At 61.0% G+C, this 11,982-nt stretch carries 7 protein-coding genes; 2 read left to right on the top strand and 5 right to left on the bottom strand.

The annotated features are described in order from the left end of the window. Positions 1–66 precede the first annotated feature (66 nt). The 3 genes from ACYASU_RS21740 to ACYASU_RS21730 form a co-directional block, all read right to left on the bottom strand. Complete coding sequence (locus ACYASU_RS21740) at positions 67–384, bottom strand: DUF2845 domain-containing protein (protein ID WP_463584011.1); 318 nt, start codon at positions 382–384, stop codon at positions 67–69. Beyond that, positions 384–3,344 (bottom strand): DUF748 domain-containing protein, encoded by a 2,961-nt coding sequence (locus tag ACYASU_RS21735; RefSeq protein ID WP_463584010.1) that lies wholly within the window; start codon positions 3,342–3,344, stop codon positions 384–386. Before ACYASU_RS21735 ends, ACYASU_RS21740 begins: the two co-directional genes overlap by 1 nt. A gap of 111 nt (positions 3,345–3,455) precedes the next feature. After that, positions 3,456–4,472, bottom strand: coding sequence for a class I SAM-dependent rRNA methyltransferase (locus ACYASU_RS21730; RefSeq protein ID WP_463584009.1), 1,017 nt, complete (start codon positions 4,470–4,472; stop codon positions 3,456–3,458). 671 nt (positions 4,473–5,143) lie between these two features. Between ACYASU_RS21730 and mgtA the strand changes: the two genes are divergently transcribed. Then, positions 5,144–7,879 carry a magnesium-translocating P-type ATPase gene (gene mgtA, locus ACYASU_RS21725; RefSeq protein ID WP_463584008.1) on the top strand — a complete coding sequence of 912 codons (2,736 nt, stop codon included), beginning with the start codon at positions 5,144–5,146 and terminating at the stop codon, positions 7,877–7,879. 191 nt (positions 7,880–8,070) lie between these two features. Here mgtA and ACYASU_RS21720 read toward each other — a convergent pair whose 3' ends face one another. Further along, positions 8,071–9,252, bottom strand: a complete 1,182-nt coding sequence (locus ACYASU_RS21720) for an acetyl-CoA C-acetyltransferase (RefSeq protein ID WP_463584007.1) — start codon at positions 9,250–9,252, stop codon at positions 8,071–8,073. Positions 9,253–9,574: 322 nt separating this feature from the next. On the opposite strand from ACYASU_RS21720, the gene ACYASU_RS21715 reads away from it, so the two are divergent. After that, positions 9,575–10,144 (top strand): hypothetical protein, encoded by a 570-nt coding sequence (locus ACYASU_RS21715; protein ID WP_463584006.1) that lies wholly within the window; start codon positions 9,575–9,577, stop codon positions 10,142–10,144. Positions 10,145–10,215: 71 nt separating this feature from the next. On the opposite strand, the gene pgi is transcribed toward ACYASU_RS21715, so the two are convergent. Beyond that, positions 10,216–11,880 carry a glucose-6-phosphate isomerase gene (pgi, locus tag ACYASU_RS21710; protein ID WP_192174607.1) on the bottom strand — a complete coding sequence of 555 codons (1,665 nt, stop codon included), beginning with the start codon at positions 11,878–11,880 and terminating at the stop codon, positions 10,216–10,218. Between the last annotated feature and the right edge of the window lie 102 nt (positions 11,881–11,982).

Here is an 11,982-nt window from a genome sequence, read left to right as displayed (position 1 = left end):
CCACAGACTGACCGCGTGCTTTTTGTGGGACCATCTTTAGCCGGGAAAGCGTCAGGGCAGGCGCCATCACCTCCCGCGTTTGCTATCAATCCTCACCAGCCGCCCGCCTTCGAACCTCAAATACTGGTACATCCCGTTGCTCGGGCCGTAGATCCATTCCTGAACCTGCACCTGATCCACCTGGCGGTAGTGATTGACGGTTTCCTTGTAGCCGATGATGTCCTGGCTGACCGGTTGACCGCATTTCTGCTGCACTTCAAACATCCGGTCGCCCACGCTGATCAACTGGCTGCCGCAGCGCAACGTATCCGCCTGGGCAACGCCAGCCAGCGCTGTCACACCGAGAACCAACGCGATTCTCGTTATCGCATTTCTCAAAATCATTACTCGCTGTCGAGGTGAAGGGGGCTGATGACGCGGCCGTCCTTTTCCGGTTTGCCGAGGGTGGTGTCGATGAAATACACCCGCTCGTCTGCCAGTTGGCCCTTGTCCACCAAGTAGTCCTTGATGCTTCCGGCCCGCGCCTGACCAAGCTGACGCAGCAGCAGCGCGCTCGAACTCCAGGATTTGAGCACCGCCTCGCGCAGCTTGTTCTGACGCTCTTCCTTGCCCAGATTCACCCATTCAGCCGGCGGCTGCTGTTTCAGGCGCGTGCGATAGATGCCCTCGAGCATCGGTGCCTTCTCGTCAGCAGGCACGGTCAGATCGCTCGCCTGCGCCGGCACCTTGTCGCCACGGCGCTGGAGAATCTTGTAGTACGTGCTCTGGTATTCGCGCTCCAGGCGTTGCTGGGCAATCAGCGGCCCGTCGCTCGCTTCAGCGCTGGTGCCTTCAATCTCCAGGCGCAACGCCGGACGCGCTTTCAATCCCGCCGCCAGCTTGTCCAGCGACGCCATGGCTTCAGGGCTCAACTCATCAACCCCTGGCGCGAAGGACACCGTGCCTAAATCCTCTGATCCGCCACCGCCGCTGATCAACCCGCCAATGAATTTGAACGGCGCCGCCGCAGCCTTCACCACCAGATTGCGCAGGGTCTGCCAGACAATCGGCATCACGCTGAACTGCGGATTGTTGAGATCGCCCGTTACGGGCAGCTCGATGGAAATCTTGCCATCGGTATCCTTGAGCAGGGCGATCGCCAGTTTCAGCGGCAGATTCACCGCGTCCGGACTGTCGACCTTCTCGCCCAGTTGCAGCTGCTCGACCACCACCTTGTTCTCGGCTTTCAGCTGGCCTTTGGTGATCAGGTAATGCAGGTCCAGATTCAAACGCCCCTTGCGGATGCGATACCCGGCGAACTTGCCGGAATAGGGCGTCAACGTGGTCAGTTCCACGCGCTTGAAGCTCGTCGCGATGTCCAGACTCGCCATCGGGTTGAACGGGTTCAGCGCGCCCTTGATGGTTACCGGCGCATAGCGATCCACCTTGCCGTTGATGTTCACCGTCGCCGGTTTGTCCTGGCGGTTATCCAGCGTGCCGATCTTGCCGTTGAGTTGCTGAACAGCCGTAGCGAAATTCGGCGTAAGGCTGAAGTCAGCGAAGTTGGCCGAGCCGTTGGTGATGTTCACTTCGCCAATGCGAATGCCCATCGGCTTTTCGCTGCTGGCGGCAGCTTTGGCTTTCGGCGCGGCAGGCGCTTGATCAGCAGGCTGAGGAATCAGCAGGTCATCGATATTAGTTGAGCGATCGTCGGCAATCATGAATCGGGCATAGGGCTGATCAATGTTGATCGTGGCGATGGTCAGGCTGTCGCCGAGCTGGAAATTCAGGCCCTCGACATTCAGCCGCTGCCATTTCACGAAGTCCCGCGACTTGAGGGTGTCGAGGGTGTGCAACTGGTCGACCTGCGCCTTGCCGGTAATGCCCAGCGCCAAGGGCTCGGTGCTTTTCAGGTCGACCGCCAGATCGCTGTTGAGCATGCCGCTCCGGACTTCCAGACGAATGAACGGCGTGACGTAGGACTGCGCGACACGCAGGTCGATATCGCGGGTGGTGACGTTGAGATTGGCGCGAACCGGCGCCAGATTCACCTCGCCCTCGGCGGTCAGCTTGCCTTGCTTGCCCACGCCGGTGTCGAGCTTGAGCTTGAAGGGTGATTTGTTGAGGCTGTCGAAGCCGGTCAGGTCCAGGTTCAGCGGACCAACGTCAATCGCAACAGGCTCTTTCGGCACCTTGTCGGCGAGGTGAATGCGGTAGTCGCGCAGCTGCGTATCGCGCAGCAACACCTGCCACGGCTTGCTCGCCGCCGCTGGGTTTGCGCTGGCGGTGGTTTCAGCGCTGCTCGCGGTGGCGGGCTGCTGTTTTTCAGCCTCAACCTTTTTCGCCTGCGCCTTAGAAGGCTGGCTGGCGAACAGCTTTTGCCAGTCCAGCTCACCGTCTGACTCACGCGTCGCCCAGGTTTCCAGGCCTTCGCTGCGAATCTTGCCGACGGTCACCAACTGCTTGGCCAGATCGATCGACGTCTCGCTCACGCTCAGTTTTTTCAGGCGAGCCAGCGGCCTGCCGTCCGGGGCGTCGATGGCAAAGGGCGCAACGCTCAGGGACGTGTTGTCCAGCAGCAGCTCGGTTTCCTTGGCCAGACTGAGTGTGTAGTGGGTGTTGAAATTGAGTACGCCGTCTTTGAGCACCAGCGGCAGGGCATCGCGAACGTAGGGCCACCAGACTTTCATCTTGCCGTCGGTGACTTTGAGCGTGCCTTCCGACGCGATCGGCACCAGACTGATGCGCCCGACCCAGTCGATCTGACCGCCTTCAGGCCCTGCGGCGACCAGGGTCATGTCGGCGTTGTCTTCCGGCAGTGTGCTGAGGTTTTTCAGCTCGAAATTCAGCGCGTCGTAGAGAAACTCAATCGGCTCGCTGGGCCGCATGTCCTGGAAATGCACGTAACCGTCGGCCAGCTTGATTTCGCCGATACGCAGCGGAAATGGCTTGCCTGGAGGTTCGTCTGGTTTTGCAGGTTCGCTTGCGGGCAGCTTGAACAGGCCGGCCAGATTGAGCGTGCCGTCCTTTGCGAACAGCAGCTCCGTCTTGGGTTTATCAAGTTCGACGGCCTTGAGGTGCAGGGCCTTGGTCCACAGGCTATCGATTTGCAGGTTGGCGTAAAGCCGTGCGAAACCGATTTGCTCCTTGCCCGGTGCCCCGATGTTCAGGCCCCAGAGGGTGACTTCCAGGCTGTAGGGATTGAGTTCGAGGCGGTCGAGCCTGGCCGGCACCGTGCTGTAATTGGCCAGTTGTTGATTGATGATTCGCAATGCAACGCCTGGCAGGATCAGAAACCCCAGCACGCTGTAAATGGCGAAGACGGCCAGCAGGGCGCCGATGGCGCGTTTCAATCCTTTGGGCATGTAGGTCGCCGACTCTCTCGATGGGAGGTCCTTGGAGTATGGCACGCCAATCTGGTTCCGAATCCAGTCGCTTCAATCCCTGTGGGAAATTTCCTCAGGCTCGTTTGAGCATCACAGCTGCAAGATCAATGTCTTGAGCGGGGGCTGTTGATCCTGTGACGGAAAGTCGGCGCCCGGGGTCAGCACCTGGCAGTCGCGCACGGGTCGGCCAATCTTGCTCGCGCAACGCAGCACTTGCTCGCGCCAATCGTCCAGGCTGACCTTCGCCAGGTTGTTGCAGCAGATCAGCACGCCATCTTCAGCGGTGGTCAGCAGAGCGGGTTTCAGCAGGCTTTGATAATCGCGCAGCAGGTCAACCGTGCCGAAGGCGCTCTTGGCCCAGGCCGGCGGATCCAGCAAGACCAGATCATACTGGCGTTGCTCAAGCCGGACGTAGCTCGGCAGTTTGTGGCCGCGACGGGAAGCGATGGGCAGCCCGGCCAGTTGGCGAATGGCCGGGAAGTAATCGGACTGGACGAACTGCATGGCCGGCAGTTGCGGATTGAGCAGGCCGTTCTCGCGCCCGACGGCCAGGTTGCCCTCGGCGAAATCCAGGTTGCACACCTCGCGCGCGCCACCCGCCGCTGCGCTCAGGCCGACGCCGCAGGTGTAGGCGAACAGATTGAGCACGCTCTTGCCGGCGGCATGTTGCTTGACCCAGCCGCGGGCGTTGCGCAGGTCGAGAAACAGCAATGGATCCTGCCCGGCATGACGACCGCGCACCCGGTAATTCAGGCCCCACTCGTGGCCGACCAGATCGGCCAGCGCAGCGTCGTCGGCTTTATAGATCGGGTCAGTCCGGTCAACGCGCGAGTTGCCCTGGGAGCGGTCGTTGTAGACCAGCATCAATTCAAGGCCCAGCCGCCCATTGACGGTGGCATGCAGCGCCAGCAGCGAATCGAGATCCAGGCTGTTGTGGAAACTCTGCACCAGCAGTTGCGGGCCGTAGCGGTCGACCGTCAGCCCGCTCGCGCCTTCCTGGCTGCCGTGGAACAGGCGATAACAGTCGGTGCCTTGGGCGTGCAGTTCCGCCAGCAGGGTTTGACGATTATCGAGGGCGACGCTGAGCGCCTGATTCAACGAAGACATGCTCGGCCTTGGGGCAGGAATGAGGGCGTGGGAGTTTATCAGCAAGGCCAATGCCGGTGTTGCCGCCTGTTCGCCAGCAAGCTTCTACGGACTTTCGCACTGCCCTCACTCCTACAGAAACTGAGGTGAATCAGTTCAACCTTGGGGTCTCAGATATGACGCATGTGCGAGCAAGCTCACCCCTACAAGGGGCGTCATCCCCCGGTTCCTGAACCGTTCCTGAAGACTTCTGCAAAACCCCCACACCCTCCGTGCTGGCGATTTACTCTCATAAAACCCGGGCGTATGCTTCGCCCGTTTTCAACCAATGCGGAGACCCACAGTGGGTACTTGTTCGAGTGACAGACGTCAGCCGGTGATGACGACCGGCCCATACTCGGCACGATAACGCGCAGTCTTTTTCACTGCCGCTATCTCGCCGACAACGTGAGAAGCGGCAGTGCCGGCGGACTCTGATCAGAGCCCGCTTTCCTGTCCTTTCCCTGACGCCCAATCCTGCGTGATGACCGACGCGTCTGTCGTTCGTCTGCGCATCGGACGCGCGCGGCTTTTGCTGCGCGGGCCAGCCTGCGGCGCCTGCTCATCACGAGCGCGGCGCCAGAGGTTTGCCGTACCTGCTCAAGGTTCCTGTGCTTTCAGCTCCAGCAGCCTTCAGTCCAGGGGACATAACCATGAAGTACACCCTCCTGAAAGAATTCCTCGCAGACTTCGTCCGCACCCGCAAACTCGGCCGGCACTTTCGTCGGCTGGCGACGCTCGACAGCGTGACCGACGCCACCGTCAGCCGCGAAGTGCCGCCCACCCTGGCGCAAACCCTGACCCGGGGCGCCAGCAGCGATGTGCCTGAATTGCTCGCGCGCCTGAGCAGCCACGCCGACGGCCTCACCGAAACCGAAGCGCAAAGGCTGCGCGAGCAACACGGCCTTAACGAAGTCGAGCATGAACAGCCGCTGCCATGGTGGGTGCACCTGTGGCACTGCTACAAAAACCCGTTCAACCTGCTACTGACCCTGCTGGCGTTCATCTCGTGGCTGACCGAAGACATGAAGGCCGCCACGGTGATTTTCTCCATGGTCGTGCTCTCCACACTGCTGCGTTTCTGGCAGGAGGCGCGCTCCAATCAGGCCGCCGACGCGCTGAAAGCGATGGTCAGCAACACCGCGACCGTCATGCGCCGCGCCGACAGCACGTTCGACGCGGCCGATAACGCAACGCAAAAACGAATCGAACTGCCGATCAAGCAACTGGTACCGGGCGACCTCATTGTGCTGTCTGCCGGCGACATGATCCCTGCGGACTGCCGCGTGCTGAGCGCCAAGGACCTGTTCGTCAGCCAGGCCGCCATGACCGGCGAATCCATGCCGGTGGAGAAATTCGCGCGGCGTCAGGACCTCGACACGGGTAACCCGCTTGACCTGGAAAACATTCTGTTTATGGGCACCAACGTGGTGTCCGGCGCGGCGACGGGCGTCATTCTGGCGACCGGCAACAACACTTATTTCGGCGCACTGGCGCAGCGGGTCAGCGCTACCGATCGTGCGCCGACCTCGTTTCAGGCCGGGGTCAACAAAGTCAGCTGGCTGCTGATCCGCTTCATGTTCGTGATGGCGCCTCTGGTGCTGTTCATCAACGGCTTCACCAAGGGCGACTGGATGGAAGCGCTGCTGTTCGCGCTGTCCATCGCGGTCGGCCTGACCCCGGAAATGCTGCCGATGATCGTCACCTCGACGCTGGCCAAGGGCGCGGTGTTCCTGTCGCGCAAGAAAGTCATCGTCAAGCGCCTCGACGCCATCCAGAACTTCGGCGCCATGGACGTGCTGTGCACCGACAAGACCGGCACGCTGACCCAGGACAAGATTTTTCTGGCACGGCATGTCGACGTCTGGGGCGATGAGTCCGACGACGTTCTGGAAATGGCCTACCTCAACAGCTACTACCAGACCGGTCTGAAAAACCTGCTGGACGTCGCGGTGCTGGAGCACGTCGAGATTCACCGCGAGCTGCAAGTCGGCACTGCGTTCAGCAAAGTCGATGAGGTCCCGTTCGACTTCAATCGCCGGCGCATGTCGGTGGTGGTGCAACAGCAGCGCGAACCGCATCTGTTGATCTGCAAAGGCGCGCTGGAAGAGGTGCTGAGCGTGTGCAACCGCGTGCGCCATGGCGATGCCGAAGAAGCGCTCACGCCTGAGCTGCTCGAGCGCATTCTGAACGTCACCGCTGCATTCAACGAAGAAGGCCTGCGCGTGGTGGCTGTGGCCGCGCGTCCTATGAAGGCGGGCCGCGACACCTACGGCCTGGCTGACGAAAGCGACCTGACCCTGATCGGCTATGTCGCGTTTCTCGATCCACCGAAGGAAAGCACGGCGCCGGCGCTTAAAGCGCTGGCCGAGCATGGCGTGGCGGTGAAAGTGCTGACCGGCGACAACGAGCGCGTCACCGCGAAGATCTGCCGCGAAGTCGGTCTGGAGCGTCAGGGCCTGCTGCTGGGTGGTGATATCGAGCGCATGAGCGACGCTGAGCTGGCGGTCGCGGTCGAAACGACCAATGTGTTCGCCAAGCTGACGCCTTCCCACAAGGAGCGCATCGTACGGCTGCTCAAGGCCAACGGGCATGTGGTGGGTTTCATGGGTGACGGCATTAACGACGCGCCTGCGCTGCGCACAGCCGACATTGGCATTTCCGTGGACACAGCGGTGGACATCGCCAAGGAAGCCGCCGACATCATTCTGCTGGAGAAGAGCCTGATGGTGCTGGAGGAGGGCGTGCTGGAAGGGCGCCGGACCTTCGCCAACATGCTCAAGTACATCAAGATGACGGCCAGTTCCAACTTCGGCAACGTGTTCTCGGTGCTGGTCGCCAGTGCGTTCATCCCGTTTCTGCCGATGCTGCCAATGCACCTGCTGGTGCAGAACCTGCTGTACGACATTTCCCAGATTGCCATTCCGTTCGATAACGTCGATGAGGAACTGCTGAAAAAACCTCAGCGTTGGCAGCCTGCGGATGTAGGACGCTTCATGCTGTTTTTCGGGCCGATCAGTTCGATCTTCGACATCACCACGTTTGCGGTGATGTGGTACGTGTTCGGCGCCAACACGCCAGAGCATCAGACGCTGTTTCAGTCGGGCTGGTTTGTCGTGGGCCTGCTGACGCAGACGCTGATCGTGCACATGATCCGCACGCCGAAAATCCCGTTCCTGCAAAGCCGCGCGGCGATGCCGTTGATGGTGATGACCGGGGTGATCATGGCCGTGGGCATCTTCCTGCCGATGGGCCCGCTGGCGCACTACTTCAAACTGCAGGCACTGCCACCGCTTTACTTCGCCATCCTGCCGCTGATCCTGATCGGCTACGTGGCGCTGACCCAGGCGGTGAAGGGGTTCTATCTCCGCAGGTTTGGCTGGCAGTGATGTGCATGTGACGCAGGTCCCACTGACTGACCACGTGCTTTTGTGGGACCGGCTTTAGCCGGGAATGCGTCAGGCGTCACACCGCGAAAGTGAGAGTGTTCACGCCGGCCTCTTCCCGGCTGAAGCCGGTCCCACTGACTGACCGCGGCGTTTAGTGGGACTGGTCCTACACTTGCGTCTCGGCCAGGCTGTTATGGCCGGGCCAACGCCAGCGCCACGCCTTGTCCGCCGCCAATGCACAGCGTCGCCAGGCCTTTCTTCGCGTCGCGCTTGATCATTTCGTGCAGCAGGGTCACCAGCACGCGGCAGCCCGACGCGCCGATCGGGTGGCCGATGGCAATGGCGCCGCCGTTGACGTTGACCTTGTCCATGTCCCAGCCCAGTTCCTTGCCAACCGACAATGACTGGGCGGCGAAGGCTTCGTTGGCTTCGATCAGATCGAGCTCCTCCAGCGACCAACCCGCCTTGTCCAGGCAGCGGCGGGTTGCGCTCACCGGGCCGATGCCCATGATCGCCGGGTCAACACCCGCGTTCGCGTAAGCCGCAATCCGCGCCAGCACCGGCAAGCCCAGTTCTTCCGCTTTGCGGGCGCTCATCAGAATGACCGCCGCCGCACCGTCGTTCAGCGATGACGCATTGCCTGCCGTGACCGAGCCGTCCTTTTTGAACGCCGGCTTGAGCTTGCCCAGTGATTCAGCAGTGGTCCCCGCACGTGGCTGCTCGTCGATGCTGAAAGAGAGCGGATCGCCTTTGCGCTGAGGAATCAGGACCGGGGTGATTTCATCCACGAAGCGCCCGGCCTCGATGGCAGCCGCGGCTTTCTGTTGCGACGCAGCAGCAAACGCATCTTGCGCCTCACGGCTGATATCGTATTTCTCGGCCAGGTTCTCGGCAGTGATGCCCATGTGGTAATCGTTGAAAGCGTCCCACAGACCGTCGCTGATCATCGTGTCGACCATCGTCGCGTGGCCCATGCGCAGACCGGTTCTCGCGCCCGGCATCACATAGTTCGACAGGCTCATGTTTTCCTGTCCGCCAGCGATGATCACCTCCGCGTCGCCGCAACGAATCGCCTGGGCCCCCAGATGCAGCGCCTTGAGGCCCGAACCGCAGACCTTGTTCAGCGTCATGGCGGGCACTGTGAACGGCAAGCCCGCCTTGATCGCAGCCTGACGTGCAGGATTCTGCCCGGCACCCGCCGTCAGCACCTGGCCCATGATCACCTCATCGACCTGCGCACCGTCCAGACCGGTCTGCGCCAGCAGTTGACGGATAACGGTAGCGCCGAGATCCACTGCAGGAATATGCGCCAATGAACCCTGGAAACTGCCCACCGCGGTGCGGGTAGCGGCAACGATTACGACGTCTTGCATGGTGCGAATCCTCTGTGGTGTGCGACGCGGCGCCGGCTCGGGCTTGAAAAGGTGAAGAAAACAGCGCGGTCAGCCGGATCAAGGGAGAGCATGGTTGCATGAATGACGATGATAATTTAAGCCCTTTGTCGCCCGGATGCTGCTGCGATGGCGATCAAACGCCCCCCATCCCTGGACCGGTCTGCGGATGGCTCCTACGGAAACATATGACAGGAAGTGTCTCAGGTTCCGACGCAAACCCGGGAAGCGGCTGATTTTTGTCGAGTGTGAAGGCAGGGACAATCGCCGGCCATTTCAGCGTCCATTTCCCAGGAGCCCCCCTTTGCCAAACGACAATCATGGCGATCAAAGCGGCGACCACAGTCTGAACGTCGGCGTCGGCGACTTTCGTGGCGCCAACGTGAACATCAGTCACAACGAACGCCCCACCTTCACACCCGAGCAATTGCACATTGAGCGCCATCCGGCGTTTGGCGGGCGCAGCCTCGACAGCCGCAACGTCTCTGTCTTTGGGTATATCACGGGAATCGCCAGCCTGATCGGGCTGTACTTCACCCTGTTCCAGCCGCCATTGGGCGGGCAGAGCTCGTGGTCAACATTGTTCATGTTTTCATTCATCGTTGCGGTGATGGCCGCCGCACTGTCAGCCTTGCTCCGTCGACGCAAGTTCGAGCATTTCTTCGGCTGCGGGCACTATCTGGAGATCAGCAAGACCGGACGGCTACGGGTTAATCGTCTGACTGCGCAATGTCCCTGGTGCGGATCGTTGATGCACTTGCGGCGCGTCGGCCCGAAGGAAGGGCCGCGTGACGATCAGTTCCTCTGCGTGCGCAATCCGGCGCAGCACACCGTTCAACTCGACCCGACGGTGCTTCCCGACATAGAAGACTGAGAAGCCTAAATGCACGAAACCCGCTGCCTCTTGCGAGAGAGCGGGTTTCGAGGGTGTTACAGGACGGCAGATCAGCCGCGGTGACGACCGCGGAAGTAATTGATCAGGCCCTGGGTCGAAGCGTCTTCAGCGACAGTTTCGTCGGTGCCGACAAGGCGGCTGTAAACGCCTTTGCCCAGCTCCTTGCCCAGTTCAACGCCCCATTGGTCGAAGGCATTCGTGCCCCAGACTACGCTTTGCACGAACACTTTATGCTCGTACATCGCGACCAGCGCGCCCAGGCGGCGAGGGCTGATGCGCTCGACCACAATGGTGTTGCTCGGACGATTGCCCGGAATGACCTTATGCGGCGCGACGCGCTGCACTTCGTCTTCCGGTACGCCCTTAGCGCGCAGTTCTGCCTCGGCTTCGGGGCGGGTTTTACCCTGCATCAAAGCCTGGCTCTGGGACAGGCAGTTGGCGTACAGCCATTGGTGGTGGTCCGACACCGGGTTGAAGCTGACGATCGGCACAATGAAGTCGGCCGGGATCATTTGCGTGCCCTGGTGCAGCAACTGGTGGTATGCATGCTGGCCGTTCGCACCAACGCCGCCCCAGATGACCGGGCCCGTGTCAGTTTTGACCGGCACGCCGTCCTGGCGAACGCTCTTGCCGTTGGATTCCATGTCCAGCTGTTGCAGGTGCTTGGTGATGTTGCGCAGGTAATGGTCGTACGGCAGGATCGCGTGACTTTGCGCGCCCCAGAAATTGCCATACCAGATACCCAGCAAGCCCAGCAGCACCGGCATGTTCTCTTCGAACTCGGCGTTCTGGAAATGCTGATCCATGGTGTAAGCACCGGACAACAGCTCCTTGAAATTGGACATGCCGATCGCCAGCGCAATAGGCAGGCCAATGGCCGACCACAGCGAGTAACGGCCGCCGACCCAGTCCCACATCGGGAAGATGTTTTCTTCACGAATCCCGAACGCAACCGCCGCGGCGTTGTTGCTCGACACCGCGATGAAGTGACGATACAGCTCGGCTTCGGACCCACCCTGGGCGAGGTACCAGGCGCGGGCAGCGGTGGCGTTCTTCAGGGTTTCGAGGGTGGTGAAGGTCTTGGACGACACGATGAACAGCGTGGTTTCGGCGCGCAGCTTCTGAGTCAGCTCGTGCAGCTCGGTGCCGTCGATGTTCGCCAGATAATGGCAGCGAACGCCTTTCTGCGCGTACGACAACAGCGCTTCGGACACCAGCTCAGGGCCCAGGAACGAGCCGCCGATGCCGATATTGACCACATCGGTGATCGGCTTTTCGGTGTAGCCGCGCCACAGGCCGTCGTGGATGCGCCCGACCAGATCAGTGATCTGGTTCAGCACCTTGTGCACTTCCGGCATCACGTTGACGCCATTGACCAGCAGCTTGTCGCCCACCGGACGACGCAGGGCGGTGTGCAGCGCAGGGCGACCTTCAGAAGCGTTGACCAGCTCGCCGTCGTACTGCGCCTTGATGGCGTCTTTCAGGCCAACTTCATTGGCCAGATTGACCAGCAACTGACGGGTCTCGGCAGTGATCAGGTTCTTCGAGTAGTCGAGAAACAGACCGGCACTGCTGAGCGTGAATTCGTCGAAACGCTTGGGGTCTGCGTTGAATGCTTCGCGCATGCTGAAATTTTGCATCGCTTGGCGGTGATCTTTGAGCGCCTGCCAGGCGGGCAGGGTAGTGACGTCATGAGGAGTGCGGTAGTACGCCATCGCTGCGGGTTTCCTTGTACTTGAACTGCCTTTTGGACACTGAAAAGCAGGATTGGACATGAATTCGTGGACGCATCAGAGACTAGTCCCCGGCAACGCCGA

It is taken from the genome of Pseudomonas sp. HP_12 (assembly GCF_055283955.1).
Note: the sequence above shows the minus strand (reverse complement) of the source record. Positions and strands in the feature narration are given on the sequence as shown.

Coding starts and splice junctions, on each gene's coding strand:
- ACYASU_RS21720 (WP_463584007.1), bottom strand. CDS start 9,252: ATGCAAGACGTCGTAATCGTTGCCGCTACCCGCACCGCGGTGGGCAGT.
- ACYASU_RS21740 (WP_463584011.1), bottom strand. CDS start 384: ATGATTTTGAGAAATGCGATAACGAGAATCGCGTTGGTTCTCGGTGTG.
- mgtA (WP_463584008.1), top strand. CDS start 5,144: ATGAAGTACACCCTCCTGAAAGAATTCCTCGCAGACTTCGTCCGCACC.
- pgi (WP_192174607.1), bottom strand. CDS start 11,880: ATGGCGTACTACCGCACTCCTCATGACGTCACTACCCTGCCCGCCTGG.
- ACYASU_RS21730 (WP_463584009.1), bottom strand. CDS start 4,472: ATGTCTTCGTTGAATCAGGCGCTCAGCGTCGCCCTCGATAATCGTCAA.
- ACYASU_RS21735 (WP_463584010.1), bottom strand. CDS start 3,344: ATGCCCAAAGGATTGAAACGCGCCATCGGCGCCCTGCTGGCCGTCTTC.